General features: G+C 64.7%; 14 protein-coding genes. 6 read left to right on the top strand and 8 right to left on the bottom strand.

What is annotated here, in order from left to right; genetic code table 11:
- The first annotated feature begins 120 nt into the window (after window positions 1-120).
- A complete protein-coding gene (locus CLU91_RS19195) occupies window positions 121-756 on the top strand; it encodes an Npun_F0296 family exosortase-dependent surface protein (protein ID WP_100875416.1) in 636 nt (211 codons plus the stop codon).
- A 78-nt stretch (window positions 757-834) separates the two neighbouring features.
- Here the strand turns inward: CLU91_RS19195 and CLU91_RS19190 are convergent, their stop codons facing one another.
- Complete coding sequence (locus CLU91_RS19190) at window positions 835-1,071, bottom strand: hypothetical protein (protein WP_100875415.1); 237 nt, start codon at window positions 1,069-1,071, stop codon at window positions 835-837.
- Window positions 1,072-1,283: 212 nt separating this feature from the next.
- Here CLU91_RS19190 and CLU91_RS19185 point away from each other — a divergent pair, with 212 nt between their 5' ends.
- Window positions 1,284-1,658 carry a hypothetical protein gene (locus CLU91_RS19185; protein WP_100875414.1) on the top strand — a complete coding sequence of 125 codons (375 nt, stop codon included), beginning with the start codon at window positions 1,284-1,286 and terminating at the stop codon, window positions 1,656-1,658.
- Here the strand turns inward: CLU91_RS19185 and CLU91_RS19180 are convergent, their stop codons facing one another.
- Window positions 1,659-4,664, bottom strand: a complete 3,006-nt coding sequence (locus tag CLU91_RS19180; RefSeq protein ID WP_232730800.1) for a sensor domain-containing diguanylate cyclase — start codon at window positions 4,662-4,664, stop codon at window positions 1,659-1,661. It lies immediately after the preceding gene.
- A 211-nt stretch (window positions 4,665-4,875) separates the two neighbouring features.
- Between CLU91_RS19180 and CLU91_RS19175 the strand changes: the two genes are divergently transcribed.
- On the top strand, window positions 4,876-5,613 hold the full coding sequence (locus CLU91_RS19175; RefSeq protein ID WP_100875413.1) for a helix-turn-helix domain-containing protein: 738 nt from the start codon (window positions 4,876-4,878) through the stop codon (window positions 5,611-5,613).
- Here the strand turns inward: CLU91_RS19175 and CLU91_RS19170 are convergent.
- Both CLU91_RS19170 and queC read right to left on the bottom strand, forming a co-directional pair.
- Entirely contained in the window at window positions 5,597-6,502 is a 906-nt protein-coding gene (locus CLU91_RS19170) for a sterol desaturase family protein (protein ID WP_100875412.1), read from the bottom strand. The genes CLU91_RS19175 and CLU91_RS19170 overlap by 17 nt on opposite strands.
- A 78-nt stretch (window positions 6,503-6,580) precedes the next feature.
- Window positions 6,581-7,306 (bottom strand): 7-cyano-7-deazaguanine synthase QueC, encoded by a 726-nt coding sequence (queC, locus tag CLU91_RS19165; RefSeq protein ID WP_100875411.1) that lies wholly within the window; start codon window positions 7,304-7,306, stop codon window positions 6,581-6,583.
- A 223-nt stretch (window positions 7,307-7,529) separates the two neighbouring features.
- Between queC and CLU91_RS19160 the strand changes: the two genes are divergently transcribed.
- Both CLU91_RS19160 and CLU91_RS19155 read left to right on the top strand, forming a co-directional pair.
- The gene (locus CLU91_RS19160; protein WP_100875410.1) at window positions 7,530-9,440 is read left to right on the top strand and encodes an autotransporter assembly complex protein TamA; all 1,911 of its coding nucleotides are present in this window, start codon (window positions 7,530-7,532) and stop codon (window positions 9,438-9,440) included.
- The gene (locus CLU91_RS19155; protein WP_100875409.1) at window positions 9,440-13,864 is read left to right on the top strand and encodes a translocation/assembly module TamB domain-containing protein; all 4,425 of its coding nucleotides are present in this window, start codon (window positions 9,440-9,442) and stop codon (window positions 13,862-13,864) included. Before CLU91_RS19160 ends, CLU91_RS19155 begins: the two co-directional genes overlap by 1 nt.
- Window positions 13,865-13,939: 75 nt before the next feature.
- Here CLU91_RS19155 and CLU91_RS19150 read toward each other — a convergent pair whose 3' ends face one another.
- From CLU91_RS19150 to CLU91_RS19145, 3 genes are all read right to left on the bottom strand, one after another.
- Window positions 13,940-14,179, bottom strand: a complete 240-nt coding sequence (locus tag CLU91_RS19150; RefSeq protein WP_034753464.1) for a hypothetical protein — start codon at window positions 14,177-14,179, stop codon at window positions 13,940-13,942.
- Window positions 14,180-14,203: 24 nt separating this feature from the next.
- The gene (locus tag CLU91_RS28275) at window positions 14,204-14,356 is read right to left on the bottom strand and encodes a hypothetical protein (protein ID WP_198521364.1); all 153 of its coding nucleotides are present in this window, start codon (window positions 14,354-14,356) and stop codon (window positions 14,204-14,206) included.
- Window positions 14,357-14,423: 67 nt separating this feature from the next.
- Window positions 14,424-16,919, bottom strand: a complete 2,496-nt coding sequence (locus CLU91_RS19145) for an alpha/beta hydrolase family protein (RefSeq protein ID WP_232730799.1) — start codon at window positions 16,917-16,919, stop codon at window positions 14,424-14,426.
- 188 nt (window positions 16,920-17,107) lie between these two features.
- On the opposite strand from CLU91_RS19145, the gene CLU91_RS19140 reads away from it, so the two are divergent.
- Window positions 17,108-17,626 (top strand): hypothetical protein, encoded by a 519-nt coding sequence (locus CLU91_RS19140; protein WP_100875408.1) that lies wholly within the window; start codon window positions 17,108-17,110, stop codon window positions 17,624-17,626.
- 1 nt (window position 17,627) lies between these two features.
- On the opposite strand, the gene CLU91_RS19135 is transcribed toward CLU91_RS19140, so the two are convergent.
- Window positions 17,628-18,428, bottom strand: coding sequence for a hypothetical protein (locus CLU91_RS19135; RefSeq protein ID WP_157814735.1), 801 nt, complete (start codon window positions 18,426-18,428; stop codon window positions 17,628-17,630).
- Window positions 18,429-18,433: the final 5 nt, after the last annotated feature.

Raw genomic sequence — 18,433 nt, 5'->3', positions numbered from 1 at the left:
AATTTTTATCCCTGCGGCGCCCCTCATCCCCGCACGCCGCCTTGCATCGCCACGCCAAGCACTTCTGCCTGTCCTGATCAAAACAGCTGCGTACACCTATACATCTTTGAGGGAATAAACATGAGAATCTTGTCCACACTGGCATGCGCGACGCTCGTTGCCGCCGCCGGCAGCGCCAGCGCCGTCCCCACATTTACGGCCGGCGGCACAGCCCTGGCCGGCGAAGGGCTGGTGACATCCGTTGCAGGCGCCACCACGATCGATTTCAACAGCGGCATCCTGCCCGCCAACTACATCGACGGCGCGCTGTTTACCGGCACGAACAGCAACCATGCTGCGCCTCCTGGCGATATCAGCAAGTATTTGTCGGCAGGCACTTCTTCCGACCAGTTCTCGCCCGTGATCGCCAACTTCACTAGCGGCTTGAGCTATTTCGGCTTCTACATGGGTTCGCCGGACACGTACAACAGCGTGACCTACACCTTTGCCGACCACAGTTCGACCACGCTGACGGGCATGCAACTGGCAGCGTTGGCCGGCGATGCCGCCAACGGCAACCAGTCCGTGGGTCTGTACGTGAATGCCTTCGCCGGCGCTGGCAGCAAGATCACCTCGGTTGCCTTCCACTCCACGCAGAATGCCTTCGAGACGGATAACCACGCCTTCATCGCGGCCGTTCCCGAACCGGAAACCTATGCCATGCTGCTGGCCGGCCTGGGCTTGCTGGGTTTCATGCTGCGCCGCAAATCCTCCTGACGCGGGCAGGTACTGGCAAAAGCCCGCGATGCGGGCTTTTTCATGGCCAGGCCAGACGGCTGCCGTCCGCCGGTGCCGTCAGCACATGGACATGGCCGGCCGGTTCGGCCAGGTCAGCGGCGGACCGGGCGGCACCCAGCGCGGGTCGATGGCTGGCAGTGGCGCATGGTAATTAAAGGGATTGATGATGATCGGCGGTATCGCCGCTGGCGCACCGACGGGTTCGGCGCAGGACTGCGGGGCGCTACGCTGGCGCGTGGTTTGATGGTGGGAAAGGGATAGCGATTGATCCCCGGTATCTGCAAACAAAAGCATGTTGCCCTCCTTGCGAGACTGAGGTGTTCAGTATAGGACGGCTTGCGCGTATTACAAGAAAAGAAATCTTGTTCCAGATTCAGCGTTTTCTGCCCGTACAGACCTCCCATACCGTGAAAATGACGGCCTGTCGCACGCTGCTGGCGGCCAGCCCGGCGTGCCCCTACAGTGTGAGCATGCCATCCCCGATCACCCACACACCGAGGCTTACCATGAAAAAAATACTCACTTTCGTCCTCATCGTCATGCTGGCCTGCCTGTTCCTCGACAAGGTCGGCGGCAGCGACATGCACATGCAGTTCAACGGCGACGATGTCGACGGTCCGCTGGAATGGCTGTTCGGCCTGGTGTTTGCCGGTGGCGGTTTGCTCGTCGCCGCCATTGCGCTGGTGTGCGCCGCCGTCGTCACGGGCGTGGTGCTGGCGGGAGTGGGCGTGGTGCTGATCGCCGTGCTGGCACTCGGCGTGGTACTGGTGCTGGCGCTGAGCACGCCCGTGCTGCTGCCCCTGTTGATTCCCGTCGCCATCGTCTGGCTGATCGTCAGCCGCAAGCAAAAGCAGGCACAAGCACACCAGCACAGCCTGTAATCACTGCGCCATGAACTTGCTGAGCACGCCGTCGCTGCCGCCATCATTCTGTTCGATGCGGTTGCGTCCGCCACGCTTGGCCCGGTACAGCGCCTCGTCGGCGCGCGCCAGCACGGCGTCGCAATCGGCATCGGTGCCGGCCATGGCGGCCATGCCGATGCTCACCGTGATGGTGATCAGGAGGCCGCCATCGGTGGTCAGCGAACTTTCCGCCACGCGCCGGCGCAAGCGCTCCGCAAACACGGCGGCCGCCGCCAGGTCGGTGCCCGGTAGCAAGATGGCGAATTCTTCGCCGCCCACCCTGCCCGGCACGTCGACCTTGCGCAGCGCCTGGCACATCAGCGCGCCCAGGTGGCGCAGTACGGTATCGCCCACGGCGTGGCCATACTCGTCGTTGACGCGCTTGAAGTGATCGATATCGAGCATCAGCACGCTGGCGCAGCTGGCCAGTTCACGCTGCAACCGTGCATGCTCGTTTTCCAGTGCCGCCATGAAATGGCGCCGGTTCGGCAAGCCCGTCAAAAAATCGGTGGTGGCCAGTTGCAGCAATTCCGCGTTCATGCGCTTGCGCTCCGTGATATCGAGCGAGGACACCATGACGAAGTCCAGGCTGTCGGCATGGCCGGGCATCACCAGCAAGCTCAGCTCATTTTGCCGCGCCGCGCCATCGAGACGCAAGAAGCTGCTCTCGCATTCGTACAGGTGGGCGCCGCCAGCCAGCGCCAGCAGCGCATCGCCGAAACGGGGCAAGGCGCTGGCATCGAAATTCTGCGCCAGGCCCAGCGCGCCGCGGCGCTGGTCGCCCTCGTTGGCGCGCACCTGCGCCAGCGCGGCGCCGTTCGCATCGATGATGCGCACCAGTCCCGCCAGCCGCTGCAGCGCGTCCGGATTGGCCTGGAAGTGGGCGCCCAGGTCGCGCACGCCCGCCTGTTTGAGCGCATCGAGCGCGGCGCGCACGGCCGACCAGTCCTGTTCCCACAGGGCCACGGGCGCATGGTCGTACAGGCTGCGGAAACGCGCTTCGCCGGCGCGCAGGGCCAGCGCCACCTGCGCCTGTTCGATGGCCATGCCGGCCAGGTGCGCCGCCTCGCTCAGCCGCGCCAGATGCGCCGCGCCCGGTAACGTCGGCTGGCGGTGATACGCCATCAGCACACCGAGCAACTTGCCCGAGCCGCCACGCACGGGCTCGGCCCAGCACGATTGCAGCTGGGCCCGCCACGCCAGTTCCATCGTCTCTGGCACATCGGCAGCGGCATGCAGGTCGCCCACGATCACGCGCTGGCCGTCGCGCAGCGCTTGCGCGGCGATGCCATGCACGCCCTGCAGGGTGTCGAGGTCATGGCCATGGCTGGACAGGTTGAAAAACGCGGGCAAGCTCGGCGCCGCGCCCAGCACCAGGCGGTGGCGATTTTCATCGAGCAACAAGATACTGCACAGCATGGCGGGATGGTCGGCTTGCACGCTCAGCACCACGCTTTCCAGCACCCGCTCCAGCGGCGCGCCCGTGGCCAGCATTTCCAGCACTTGCCGCCGCGTGTGCTCGCGCCGTTCCATCTGGCTGCGCTCGCTGATGTCGCGGAAGGTCCACAAGCGCGCCTGTTCATTGCCCAGCTGCATGCTGCGCACGTATTGCTCGACCACCCGTCCATCGCGCAGGTGCAGCACGTCGCGCCGCTCGCGGTGGCCGTGCGGCGCGTGGGCGCGTGCTCCCAGGAAAGGCGCCGCCTGCTCCAGCTGGCTTTCCATATGGCGTACCAGTGCCGCGCCGTCCGCTTGCCAGTCGAGCGCGTCGGGCACTTGCCACAGGTCGCGGAAGCGCCGGTTCGAAGTGAAGATGCGGCCTGCGATGTTGTCGACCAAAATGCCGTCGATGGTCGAATCGAGGATGCTGCGCAGCATGGCCTGGCTGCGCTGCGCCGCCTCGGCCATCGCCAGCACGCTGGCCTGGCCCTGTTCGAGCTGGTCCGTCAACTGGCTCGAACGCGCCAGCGCCGCCTGGGCGCGGGTGCGGCTCGCCGCCAGCAGCCAGGCCGCCAGCGCCAGCACGATGCTGGCCAGCAAGCCGGTCCAGGCCACCAGGCGGGGCCGCGCCAGCAGTTCTCCATCGAAGCCCGGCATGGCGCGCACGCGCAAGGTCCAGACATGGCCGGCGATGCTGACCGCCTGCTGCGACACCAGGCTGTCCGACCCGGCCTCCGCCAGCATGTCCGGCAAGCTGTCATACATCAGCGCCGCCTCAGCCTGTCGTGCCCCATCATAGATTGCCAGGTCCAGCTCGCGCGCCCCCTCGCCGCCCACGCCCGCCATCAGGTCGGCCATGCGGAACGGCGCAAACACCCAGGCGCGCAAGGCGGCGCGGCGCTGCGCCACGCTACCATGCGGCAAGCCATTGCCATACACGGGCAGCACGACCAGGAAGCCATGCGTCTGAGCGCTGCCGCCATCTTGCACCAGCTGGATCTTGCCCGTCATGGCCGCTTGCCCCGTGTCGCGCGCCTGTTCGAGCGCGGCGCGGCGCACGGGTTCGGACCAGATGTCATAGCCGAACGCCAGCAGGTTGCTTTCGCTTAAAGGTTCCAGATACGTGATGGGCGCATGCCAGGCGCGCTGGCCCGGCGGACGCACGGCATAGCCGGGATAGCCCTCCGCGCGCACGCTCGCTTCGTGCCGCGCCAGCCCGGCACCGGGCAACAACGGCAGGTAGCCGATGCCGTGGATGCCAGGAAAATGCCGGTGCACCTGCTGCACCGCCAGATAGGCATGGAATTCGCCGCGCGTGACGTCCTGCGAACTGGCATACAGTCCCTGCACGCCGTGCAGCACCTGGATGTAGGTCTGCATGCGCACGACGATATTGCCCACCAGTTCGCGCACGCGAAAGTCAAAATCGGCCTGCACCTGCTGTTCACTGGCGTCGTGGGCATTGCGCCAGGCACCATACGTCAGCCCCAGGCACAGCGCCAGCACCAGCGCAGCCAGCACGCGCGGCCCCACCCAGTGCGACACTGATCGAGCAAACCACGACGTAGACGCGCGTGTAGGCATGGCAGGCGGACAAGCAGAACGGACATCAAACCGCTACACGGCCAGCAGCATGGCTGGCAGCGGGCTGCACGATTACCATCGGTAGTCGATGAGAATGATAGTACGTTACAGCGGGCGCCCTTGCAATGCTGAATATTGTATTAAAAAAATCACAAATTTCGCAAATGCAATAATGTCTACGTCGGGAAAATTCGATGCATTGGAAACCATCACGCAGGAGTCTCGTTTGCAGCAGGACAGCTGGCAGGGAACACTATGGCTGGCGCCCGACTTTGCCATCTTGCATGGCGCAGCGGGCGCCACGGACAGCCACGCCCATTATGCGCACCAGCTGATGCTGAGCACCGGGGCGCCCTTCACGGCAGAGCTCGACGGCATCGTCCACACGGCGCGGCACTTGCTGATCGACAGCCTGCGCCCGCACGCCATCCTGAGCGCGCCAGCCCCCATGCTGACCATCTATGCGGAACCGCAGCGCCTGAGTGGCGCGGCCTTGCTGGCGGCCGCCAGCAGCGCAGGCGTGCCCAGCCTCGACAGCCTGGCCGCCGCGCTGCAGGCACAACCGAGGGAAATCCTCGCCGACGTGCGCGTGCAGCGCGCGCTGGACCAGGTCGACGCGCTGCTGTCGGGCAAAGTCAGCGCGGCCGCCGTGGCCGAGGCGGCGCATTTGTCGCTGAGCCAGCTGGAGCGCCTGTTCAGCGCCCAGCTGGGCCTGCCCGTGCGGCGCCTGGTGCTGTGGCGCCGCTTGCGCCTGGCCATCCGTTTCATCTTGCTTGGCGGTACATTGACGGACGCCGCCCACGGCGCCGGTTTTGCCGATGCCGCGCATTTTTCGCGCACCATGCGCAGCCTGTTCGGCGTGCGCGCCGACCGCAGCTTGCGCCAGTTGCAGGTCACGCTGCTCGACTGAGACCCTGGCGCAAACCGGCCGGCAGCTCGGGCGCGCGCACGCCCTCTTCCGCGCGGAATGGTTCGATCAATTGCGGCAGGTAGGCCACGGGATAATCGGGACGGCTGCCGATGCCCAGGTCTTCACCCCGCATGCGATAGTCCGGCGCGTCGAAGCAGGTGCCCAGAAGGCGGTCCCAGCACGTCAAGAACAGGCCGAAATTCACGTCGCCGGCCGTGCCGTACTTCATGTGGTGGAAACGGTGCAAGGGCGCCCAGGCGAATACGTGGCGCAGCGGCCCCATGCGCATGTCGACATTCGCATGCTGCAGCAACAGCTGGACCGCCACGGCAAACGCCAGCACGGCCATGACATGCTCCGGTATGCCCAGCAGCAGCAAGGGCAGCATGCCGCCCGCCGCTTCCAGCAGCAAATGCAGCGGATGTTTCATCCAGCCGTTGAAGCCATACATGCGCTGCACGCTGTGATGCACGGCATGCAGTTTCCACAGAAAATAATAGCGGTGGCTCAGGTAATGCACGAGCGTGATGCCGCAGTCGGCAATCAGGATCGCCAGCAGCAGTTGCCCCCAGAATGGCAGCTGGACTGGCCAGAAGTCCCCCAGCGCCAGGTGTCCGGCCAGCAGGGGAAAAGCAGCCAGGCCCAGCAGGTACAGCGCTTCATTGACGAGCGCATGCAACGCGTCGCGCCAGCCGTCGCCGTGCGCATGGTTCCACGCGCCATCGTATGGCAGATAGCGTTCAGCAAGAAAGGATGTGAGCAGGGCCAGCAGCAGCAAGGGCGGCAAGACCCAGAGGGAGTAGTGAGCAACCGCAATCAGGCAGGCGGCGGCGCCGATGAAGCCGGCCCAGAACACGGGGCCGTACAGCGCGGCAAAGAGGGATTTCATGGCAAGGTTCTCCTGTGGCAAAAACCACAGCATGGCTTGTCCCCCTGCCGCGCCGCTTGAAGAAACGGCGCAACCTGTTTAGTTGGCAGCCTGCTTTGCAGCCTTGCGCGCCGCGTAGTGCTGGTAGCCGTTCGCGCGCAGGGCGCAGGCGGGACAAGTGCCGCAGCCATAGCCCCAGTCGTGCAGCTCGCCACGTTCACCCAGGTAGCACGTGTGCGTGCCGCTGCGGATCAGGTCGACCAGCGGCTGGCCGCCCAGGTCTTGCGCCAGGTCCCAGCTTTGCGCCTTGTCCAGCCACATCAGCGGCGTTTCCAGTTTCAATCGCGTATTCATGCCCAGGTTCAGCGCCACTTGCAGGGCCTTCATCGTATCGTCGCGGCAATCCGGGTAGCCGGAAAAATCCGTCTCGCACATGCCGCCCACCAGCACCGTCAAGCCGCGGCGATACGCCACGGTGGCAGCCACCGTCATGAACAGCAAGTTGCGGCCAGGAACAAAAGTGTTGGGCAAGCCGTTTTCCTGCATGACGATCTCGACGTTCTGCGTCATGGCCGTATCGGAAATGGCGGCAATCAATGACAGGTCGATCATGTGATCCTGGCCCAGGCGGCGGTCCCACTCGGGCGATTGCTGGCGCATCTGTTCGAGCACGCCAGGACGCACGGTCAGCTCGATCGCATGGCGCTGTCCATAGTCAAAGCCGATGGTTTCGACACGGTTATAGTGCTTGAGGGCCCAGGCCAGGCAGGTGGTGGAATCTTGTCCACCGCTAAAGAGCACCAGTGCGGAGTCCGTTGCTAGCATAATTTCTTTCTTTTCAGTTTTACTCTGTTGCAATCGTGCGCGGGGAAACGTGACTCCCCGGGCAAAAAATACTTATTCGTCCGCCATCAGTTTACCTATTCCGGTAACATGCAGTCAGCATTTACTCATCTGGAGCACCATGTTTTCTGCACGACCCATACGGCATACGGCTGCCGGCAAGGCGATACGACCACGAATTTTGGCACAAGTAGTGACAAAAGTAATGGGGCAACTGACATTGGCGGCCGCCGGCAGTGTCATCTTGATATGCCCGATCGCCGAAGCCCGCGCGCAGGAAGGGCCGCAAGAACGCACGCAAGATGCTGCGCCAGAGAGCGCCAGCGCCACGGAAGCGGCGCCCGCGCCGCTGCAGTACGAGGTCAAGGTCAACGCGCCCGGCGACCTCGATGAGTTGCTGGAAAAAAACCTGGACCTGGAACGCTTCCGCGGCAACCCGCGCATGGACCGCGAACAATTGCGGCGCCTCGTGCGCGCTACGCCCGAGGAGGCCAGGAACCTCATCGCCACGGCCGGCTACTACACGCCAGTCGTCACGGTGCGCGTCGATACGACGGGCGCCAAACCCGTCGTCATCGTCGACGTCGACCCGGGCCCGCCCGCGACCGTCGACAAGGTCGAACTGGAATTGCGCGGCTTCGACCCCACGCCGCCGCTGGCCGCTTCCGAGCCCTTCGACACGGAAGCCCTGAAGCGCAGCTGGTCGCTGAAATCGGGCAGCGTGTTCCGCCAGGCCGAATGGGAATCGGCCAAGCGCGCGCTGCTGCGCGAAGTGGTACAGACGCGCTACCCGCGCGCCCAGCTGGTCGATACCCAAGCCGTGGTCGATCCGGAAACGCACAAGGTGTCCCTGCTGGTGGTGCTCGACAGCGGCCCTGAACTGCGCTTCGGCGAGCTGCGCATCGAAGGCTTGAAGCGCTACGATGCCAGCATCATCCGCAACCTCGACAAGATACGCCCGGGCGACTATTACAGCGAATCGGCGCTGCAATCGTTGCAGGCGCGCCTGCAGGACACGGGCTACTTTGCCAGCGTGGAAGTGAGTGCCGACATGAGCAGCATCCTGGGCGAGCAGATCGAAGCGGCCCAGGAAAGCCAGCAAGCCGAGGCCGCCGGTGCCGTCCCTGAAGCCAAGCCCGCCAACCGCGGCCCCGCGCCACTGCTGCCGCTGGTCGTGCGCGTGACGGAAAACAAGCAGCAAAACGTCAGCGCCGGTCTCGGTTTCAGTACGAACACGGGTAACCGCGCCCAGCTCAACTATGACAACCTGAACGTGTGGGGCACGCGCTTCAAGAGCGCGATCACCATGGAAACGAAGAAACAGGCGGCGCACGCCAATTTTTATTTCCCCACCACTGAGCGCGGCTACAACGACAGCGCCGGCGCTTCGTTTGAGCGCAGCGATATTTCCAATGAAATCACGGCCGTCACCACCATCTCGGCCAAGCGCAACTGGGGCGGCACCAACCTCGAACGCAGCCTGACGTTCGAGTTCCTCAGCGAAGACAAGACCGTCGTGGGCCTGGAACAGACGCGCAGCAAGAGCTTGCCCCTGACCTATGCCATCACCAAGCGCAGCCTCGACAGCCTGCTGTTTCCCACCAGGGGCTATGTCATCAATGCCCAGGTGGGCGGCGCCCTGCTGCCCGTACTGACGGACGAACGCTTCGTGCGCGTGGCCGGCAAGGCCGTGTATTACCGCCCGCTCGGTGAAAAGGGCGAGCTGATCGTGCGCGGCGAAATGGGCGCGCTCGGTTCGAAGGAAAAACGCGGCGTGCCGGCCGTCTACCTGTTCCGCGCGGGCGGCGACCAGTCGGTGCGCGGCTATGCCTACCAGGAACTGGGCGTCAAGGAAGGCGATGCCACCATCGGCGGACGCTACATGCTCACCGGCAGCGCCGAATACCAGTACTGGTTCAAGCCGAAGTGGGCCATTGCCGCCTTCTATGACGCCGGCAACGCGGCCGACACCGTCAAAGCGGCCATGACGCCGAAATCGGGCTATGGCCTGGGCGGGCGCTACAAGAGCCCCGTCGGCCCCATCAATGTCGACGTGGCGTATGGCCACGCCGTCCACGCTTACCGTTTGCACTTCTCTCTGGGATTTACTTTCTGATGTCCGATATGACTACCGAGTCCCACGACGCCGCACCGCCACCGCCGGCGAAAAAACCGCGCCGCTGGGTGCGCTACGTGCTGATCGCCGTCGCCAGCCTGGCCGTGCTGCTGGGCGGCGCCTTCTGGTTCCTGGGCCGCGAATCGACCCTGCAGATGCTGGTTCAAAAAGTGGCCAGCGCCAGCGGCGGCGACATCGCAGTGTCGGGCGTGTCCGGCTCGCTCTACAACCGCATGCACCTGGGCCACGTCAGCTACCGCAGCAAGACGCAGCACATCACGGCCGACAATATCGACATCAACTGGTCGCCGTTCCAGTTCTTCTCGGAAGGCATCGCCATCAGCGAACTGCACGTGGCCAGCCTGTCCGTGGAAAGCACGGCGCCGTCCGAGGAACCATCGACCATGCCCGCCAGCCTGGCGGCACCGTTCAAGATCGGCATTGCCGACGCGCGCCTGGACAAGGTGACCCTGGTCAGCGCGGGCGGCAACACGGTATTTGAAAAGATCCATTTCACCTTGTCGGGCGACAAGACCCAATGGCAGCTGGAAAACGCGTCGGCCCTGACGCCGTTCGGCCAGGCCACGGCCAGCGCGACGATAGCGGCCACGCAGCCGTTCAAACTGTCAGGCAAGGCCGGCTTGACGCAGCTCAATGCCGCAGCCGGTGAAAAACCCGCCGCCTTGAATCTGCAGCTGGGTGGCGACCTGAATCTGCTGAACGTGACGGCCAAGGGCAGCGCGGGCGCGGCCACGGCCGATGCCCAGCTGGCGCTGGCGCCGTTCGATCCCGTCATCATCCTGCGCTCGGCCAACATCCGTGGCCGCAACATCAATCCGGGCAAGTTTGACGCGACCTTGCCGCAGGCGGACCTGAGCCTGGAACTCGATGCCGCCATCGACACGCGTCCCAACGCGCAAACCGTGTCGGGCAAGCTGGCCATCCTCAACCACGCCACACCCGGTCCCATCGACCAGCAAAAGCTGCCGCTGCGCCAGTTCGAGGCGCGCCTGGGCGGCACCCTGACGGCTACCACACTGGAATCGGCCATCATCGATTTCGGCAATGCGGGTAAATTCACGGGTAGCGGCAAGCTTAACCGCGATGCGGCCGACGCGCCCATCGGCAATGCGCAATTGACCTTGCACACGGACAAGATCGACTTGCAGCACATGTACAGCAGCATCAACAGCACCAAGATCGTGGGCGACATCGTGCTCGACAGCGACGGCAAGACGCAGACCCTGCGTGCCAAGCTCGGCGAAGCCAAGCTGCGCCTGGACGTGGAAGCGACCCTCGCCGACTCACTGGTGCAACTGCGCAAGGCAACCTTGCAAGCGGGCAAAAGCAGCGTCAACGCGACGGGCCAGATCAGCCTCAAGGACGAGCAACCGTTCAAGGCCGTGGCCAGCACCAGCCGCCTGAACCCTGCCGATTTCGGCGCCTTCCCCGTAGCCGACCTGAACCTCGACGTGCGCGCGAATGGCCACGTGGCTCCCCAGTGGCTGGCAAATGCGGACTTCACCGTGCGCCCCAGCAAGCTGCTCGACCAGCCCCTGTCCGGCAAGGGCAAGCTGACGGCCGACGCGACCCATTTCAGCGGCATCGACGTGCAATTGGCACTGGGCAAGAACAATGTCACGGCCAAGGGCAACTTCGGCGGCGCCGGCGAAAAGCTCAACTGGAACGTCGATGCGCGGCAACTTTCCGCCTTGCAGGGCGACTTGCTGGGCACGGTACTGGCCAGCGGCGTGGTGCAAGGCACGATGCAGCAGCCGCGCACGAGCTTTGTTGCCGATGCGAAGGGACTGGGCCTGACCAGCGGCAAGCGCCCTGCGCCCGACAGCGCCATCCACGCCAGCGGCGAAGTGGGCTTGACGGGAGCCAAGCAGCAAGCGGAATTGAAAATGACGGGTTCGCTGCAAAAGATCAACCCGGCCGCGTTTGGCGCATCGCTGCCCAACGGCAACGTCAATGCGGATTTCAACGGCAGCGGCCGCCTGACGAGCGACTGGCAAGTGGCGCTCAACCTGGCCCTGCGCGAATCGACTCTGCAAAATGCGCCGCTGGCCGGCTACGCCAAATTGTCGGCCAACGCCAAACGCATCGACAGCGTGGATACGGAATTGCGCCTGGGGCCGAACAGCCTGCTGGCCAAGGGCGCGCTCGGTGGCGCCACGGACAAGCTGACATGGAAACTCGATGCGCCGCAACTGTCGACCCTGGGCCCGCGCTTTGCCGGCGTGCTGCAGGCAGCCGGTTCCGTGAGCGGCAAGATGGACGCGCCCGCCGCGCAACTGACCTTGGATGGCCGTGACCTGACCTTCTTTGGCGACCAGCAATTGAAAGCCATCAAAGGCAGCGCCAGCGTGGGCGCCGGCCAGGGCGCGCTCGACCCCATGGTCAGCGCGCTGGACATCACGGGCTACAGCACGCCCACCTTCAAGCTGGCCAGCGCCCGTCTGGGCACGACGGGCACGCGCGGCAGCCATACGGTGAGCCTGGCGGCGCGCAACGACGATTTCGACGCCAGCGTGCAAATCCGCGGCAGCCAGAGCGGCGCCAGCTGGACGGGCACCATCGACAGCCTGCAAAACAAGGGCCGCTATGCGCTGGTGCTGCAAGCGCCTGTGCCCGTGAAAGTGGCGGGCCCGGCCGGCAGCGGCGTGGCGGGCCTGGGCCAGCCCGAGCAGATCAGCGTGGGCAATACCGTCATCAAATTGCCGGCAGGCAGCATTACCATGCAAAGCCTCGTCAAGAACGGCCCCCGCTGGAGCAGTTCCGGCCAGGCGGCCGGCGTGGCCCTGACCTATCTGGCGCAAGTGATTCCCTCGCTGCAAGCCAATGCGCGCAGCGACCTGACCCTGGGCGCGCAATGGTCGCTCGACATGCAGGTGCCGACGGCGAAACAGAAGGATCCGTCGTTGGCCGGCATGCTGCACATCTACCGCGAAAAAGGCGACGTGACGGTGGGTGTGGAACAGCCGCTGGCGCTGGGCTTGCGCACCATCGATGCGCGAGTGGACGTAGCCAACCAGCAACTGCGCCTGGCCGTGAAACTCGACGGCGCGCGCGCGGGCCAGAGCGATATCAACGCCACCGTGCACATGCTGAACGGGCGCATCAGCAACGACAGCGCCCTCTCGCTGACGGGCACCACCAGCATCGATACACTGGCCTGGCTGGCGCCGCTGACGGGCCAGCCAGGGCTGGAACTGGGCGGCGCCTTGAAGGTGGCCTTGTCCGGCAGCGGCACCATCGGCGCACCGCAATTAAATGGCGACATCAACGGCAGCAAGCTGCTGGTGAACTGGGCCGACCAGGGCTTGAAATTGCGCAATGGCGTGCTGCAAGCCAAGCTGGCCGGCGATCAATTGCAACTGCAGCGCCTGAGCTTTGACGGCGGCGACGGCAAGGTGCAGGCAGATGGCTGGGTACGCTTTGCGAATGGCGAAGCGAGCCTGGAACTGAAATTGATGGCCGACCGCCTGCAAGCGCTGTCGCGTCCCGACCGTACCTTGATCCTGTCGGGCAACAGCACCCTGGTGCGCAACGACAAGCGCTTCAGCTTCGAGGGCAAGTTCAAGGCCAACCGCGCGCTGATCGAACTGGCGCCACAAGATACCCCGACGCAAAGCAGCGACGTGGTGGTGCTGGGCAAGGAAGTCAAGGGCGGCAAGGAAGCGCCATCCTTGCCCCTGAATATAGACCTGGAATTTGACCTGGGCAGCGCCTTCCACCTGCGCGGCATGGGCATCGATGCGGACCTGGCCGGCAACGTGCGCGCCAGAGTCATCAACCGCGCCGCGCCGCGCGTGACGGGCAGCATCAAGGTCACCAACGGCCAGTACGCGGCCTATGGACAGAAGCTGTCGATCGAGCGGGGCTTGATCGCCTTCACGGGCGCCTACGACAACCCGTCGCTCAACATCCTGGCCGTGCGCAAGCGTCCCGAGGGCGAAGCCTTGTCGGAAACGAATGTGGAAGCGGGCGTGGAAGTGCGCGGCACGGCCCAGGCGCCGACGGCCAAGCTGGTCTCCACGCCGAGCGTGTCGGACAGCGACAAGCTGGCCTGGCTGATCCTCGGCCACGGTGCGGAAACGGCGGCCGGCGATGAAATGGCCCTGCTGACGACGGCCGCAGGCGCCCTCTTCGGCGGCTCCGGCGGCGGCTTGCAGGGCAAGCTGGCCAGTTCGCTGGGCCTTGATGAAGTGGGACTGTCGCAGGCGAAGGGGCTGGAAAGCACGGTCGTCACGGTCGGCAAGCGCCTGTCCTCGCGCGCCTACCTGACGTTCGAGCAAGGCACGAGCACGGCGACGAGCCTGGTCAAGCTGCGCTATAAGCTGAATCGCCGCATCACCCTGCAATTCCAGACGGGCACGAACAATGCGCTCGACGTGTTGTACACGTGGGCGTTTGATTAAGTGCTGGGGTCTGACCCCGACCAACAAACAACAAAGGGCGCCTCGGCGCCCTTTTGTTTGACTGCAGCAAACAGCTTACTCAGCCACGTCGAGCCCCCGCTCGATCATGCCTTCGACATACGCGCGCAGATATTGCTCCAGCGCGGGGCCGGACAGTACGTTGGCCGTCAGCGCGCCGTGCGGCGAGCCTTTCAGCACGCCATCGTGGTACACGCGCGCAATCCAGGCCACGTCCGCGCCCTGGGTGTAATCGAGTTCATAGTCGAACGATTCTCCGCTGACCTTGCGTGTGTAGACTTCCTTGACAATTGCCATCTGAAACAGCCTTTCTTGACGAGATTAACTGGGGTGCGGGTGCGGCACGGGATCGTCCTGCGGCACCGGGTGCACGGGCCCCGGCTGGCGCCCGGGCGCTTCTTGCGGCTCCGGCGCCGGCATCGGTTCATCGACGGGCGCCGGATCGGGCGCGCGGTGGGCGTGGATGACGTACATGGCTGGCCTCCCTGCAGACAAAAGAAGACCATACCACGAGAAATGCGCCTCCTGCCCTGCGCGCCCCTTATTTCGCTGCCCGCTTGACGTCGGCGGCCGGTGGCGCCGCGTTCTTCACATATTTCTCCAGCCAGTTGTTGCTTTCATACAGCATCTGCATGATCGATTCGCGCGCGCGGTAGCCGTGGCTTTCGTTCGGCAGCATCACCAGGCGGGCCGTGCCGCCCAGTCCCTTGACGGCCTGGAACATGCGCTCGCTCTGGATGGGGAAGGTGCCCGAGTTGTTGTCCTGCTCGCCGTGGATCATCAGCAGCGCATCCTTGATCTTGTCCGCATAATTGAACGGCGACATGGCCTGGTAGACGGCCGGCGCCTGCCAGAACGAGCGCTCTTCCGCCTGGAAGCCGAACGGCGTCAGGGTGCGGTTGTAGGCGCCGCTGCGGGCGATGCCGGCGCGGAACAGCCGCGTGTGCGCCAGCAAATTGCCCGTCATGAAAGCGCCATACGAGTGGCCGCCGATGGCGATGCGGTTGCGGTCGGACACGCCACGGCGCACCACTTCATCGACGGCCGCCTCGGCATCGGCCACCAGCTGCGGCAGATAGGTGTCGTTCGGCTCCTGCTCGCCATTGCCGACGATGGGGAACGATGGATTGTCGAGCACGGCATAGCCCATGGACAGGAAGGCGGCCGGGCCCCAGTAGCTGACGGCATTGAATTTGTACGGCGAACCCTTGGTCTGGCTGGCGGCGCTGGCCGTCTTGAATTCCTGCGGATAGGCCCACATCAGGGTCGGCAGCGGGCCGTCGCGCTTGACGTCGTAGTTCGGCGGCAGCATCAATGTCGCCGTCAAGTCGACGCCGTCGGCGCGCTTGTAGCGGATCAATTCTTTCTGCACGTCCTTCAATTGCGGCAACGGATGGGGGAAATGCGTGAGGGCCGTCAGTTGCGCGGCGCCCTGCTGTTTCAGGTTGCGCACATAGTAATTCGGCTGCTCGGTCGGCGACTCGCGCGTCGACAGCAAGCGGCTGCCATCTTCGTCCAGCACGGCCACCACGTTTTCATAGTAGGGCGCGGCACTCTGGAACAGGCGCTGCTTCTGTTTCGTCGCCAGGTTCAGGCGGTCGATGAAGGGACGGTCGCCTTCCTTCGAGGCGCCCTGGCCGTCGAGCAGGATGGAACCATCAGCAGCGATGAGCAAACGCGGCAAGCCGGCCGCATCGGCACGCATGACGGGCTGGCCCGGATCGTTGTAGCGGTCTTCGAACGATCCCGCATACACGAGGTCGGCTGGCGCGGAAGGTTGATCTGGCGAAATTTTCCACTGCTTGACGGCGCGCGTCTTGTACCACGCTTCGCTGAGCAGGGCCAGGTCGCCGCGGCCCCAGGCCACGCCCGCATAGCGCGAGCCCAGCCTGGCCAGCACGGCCGGCTTGTTGCTGAACGGCGCTGCCTGCGTGTAGACGATGTCGCGGATCTCGGCCGCCTTGGCCGGATCGCCGCCGTCCTGCGCTTCGGCCCACACGAGGGTGGCGGGCGCATCGACCCTCCAGCTGACGGAACGCACGCCGGCGGACACGGCATCATTGCCTGGCGGCAGACCTTCCTCCAGCGGCAGGGACGCCACCGCGTGCTCCACCTTGCCATTCAGGTCGCGTACGTCGATCTGGTGGGCAAAGTCATGCGCCGGCACGATGTAGGAATACGGACGCACGATGCTGGTCGTCAGCAGGTGCTTGCCATCGGGCGAGGCCGACACGCGCGAAAACTGGCCGGGCTGGCCCACCAGGCGCTGCTTGCCCGCCACGTCCAGCAAGGCCAGTTGCACGGTGATGTAGTGTTCGAACAGCTGCGCATCCTGTTCGTTTTTCAGCAGGTCGGGATAGGTGCGCAATTGCTTGACGCCACCGCCCGGCACGCTATCCTGGATGGACGGGCCCGTCGGGATGCCACTCGCCACGGGCGCCGCGCCCAGCTTGGCCGGTTTCAGCTGCACCAGCAAGGTCTTGCTGTCGGGCATCCACGAAAAACCGCGGCCATATACGGTCGACAAAGGCGCGCTGGCCAGCTTGCGCGCCGCTTTCGTCTGCACGTCGAGCAGCCACAATTGCACGCCCGATTCCTTCACGCCCTTGGAGGGATCGGCATAGGCGATGTGCGTAAACGCCAGGTAGCGCTGGTCGGGCGACCAGGCCAGGTCGGCGATGCGGGGCGACGCGGGCAAGCCGCTGACCTTGATTTCCTTCTGCGTATCGATGTCGAGTAAACCCAGTCCCGTGTGAAAACTGAAACGGCTGGCCGAATACGTGCGCGGATTGATGCGCAAACCGGCCAGCTTCAGTTCCGGCTGCGCCACTTCGCTAATGCCGGGCAAGGATGGCGTGGGCAGCACGGCGGCCAGGTTGCGTTTCGGGCTCAGGCTCAGGGTCGGCGCGCGCGGCGCATCGACGATGGCTTGCAGGGGCGCTGGCGGGGCTTGATAAGCGCCATCTTGCGCCATGGCCAGGGAAGAAGAGGCCAACAGGCCGACAGTGATGGGCAGCAAAGGCAAACGAGTAGACATGAAACTCCAGTGGATGAAGGTGGTGACAAGCAGCGAGTGCACCGCACCGCTCATGGCGGCGCATTGTGACAAGGCATAGTGCGTTGATGCCATGTAAATGTCAACCGGCAACTTTTACCGTTTGACAAGCATCGCCGCCCGTCTCCATCTCGCTTACAATCGCTGTTTTACCGTACCCGATTGCCTACATGGAAACCACTACCCTCGCCCTGCTGTTCCTGGTCCCGCTGCTGGTCTGGCGTATTTATTCGCGCCTGAAGAAACTGGTGGCGCGCCAGAAGTCGCAACTGTGGCGCCACTGGACCGTGGCCGTCGGTTTCCCCGCGCTGCTGCTGTTCCTGGCGACGACGACGAAATTCGAGGTCCTGCCCCTGTCCAGCCTGGGCGCAGCGGCGCTGGCCGGTGGCTGGCTGGGCGTGCTGGGCTTGAAGCTGACGCGCTTCGAACAAGCAGGAAAAGATTTCTTTTTTACCCAGCACCGCTACCTGGGCCTGGCCATCACGATGCTGTTCATCGCCCGCTTGCTGTACCGCGGCATGGAAATCTACCTGAACACGCGCCAGGACGTGCCCGTGCCGCCGCCGCCATTCGGCCAAAGCCCGCTGACCATGGCAGCCTACGGCCTGGTCATCGGCTACTACGCCATGTATGCGTGGGGCTTGCTGCGCTGGCGCCAGCGCAACAAACCGCTGCAGGCCGCAGAGTAAATCAGTAGTACTGGCACAGGCCGGTACACGTCGTCACCGCCAGCGCCTCGCGTATCGTCGTCAGCGCCGGCGCCAGGGCGGGATCGAGGTCCTTGTCCGCATCAGCCAAGCTGGTCAGCAGGCGCTCGCGCAAGGGTGGCGCCATCAGATTGGCATTCGCCGTGGCGTGCTGCGCCGCCGCTGCCAGCATGACTTTCTTTTGCGCCACATTCCAGAACGGCACCTGCACGAACTGCGCCACGTTCGCAAACACGGTGCTCGATCCCTTGCTGAACGCGCGCGCGCGCATGCGCTCGGGCCCGCTCACCGCGTCCGCCGGCTGCGTACTGAATTCCTGTTCCATCAAACCGATCAAGTGCGCATGGCAATGCACGCCGAAGGCAAACAGGGCGGCCATTTCATCGCCATAATTGGCCAGGTTCTGCGTCACCTGCTCCCGGCGCGCCTGCTGCAGCTCGGCGCCGGACAGCAGCAGCGGCCGTTGCAAGCCAAACGTGTAATACGCCTTGCCCAGGTTGGTCGCCCGCTCGCACAGGGCCACGCTCTGGTTCATGTCTTGCAGTGCGGCCACGGGTGCCTGGAACAGGCGCGGGCCATCGGCGACCTGGGCAAACAGTGCCGCCACGCCAGGGTCGCCCAGGCGCGGCAAGCCGCTGTGCGGCGTCGCCTTGGCCATCAGCGCTTCCAGCTGGCCGCTGGCTTGCTGGAAATCGGTATAGCTGTCGGCCCAGGCTGCAGGCGCGGCAAGCAGCGCGCCCAGGAGCAGGCTACGCAAACGGCGGGGGAGAATCGGAGTGGGCATGGCGA

The organism is Janthinobacterium sp. 64 (assembly GCF_002813325.1).
Lineage (GTDB): Bacteria > Pseudomonadota > Gammaproteobacteria > Burkholderiales > Burkholderiaceae_D > Janthinobacterium.
Note: the sequence above shows the minus strand (reverse complement) of the source record. Positions and strands in the feature narration are given on the sequence as shown.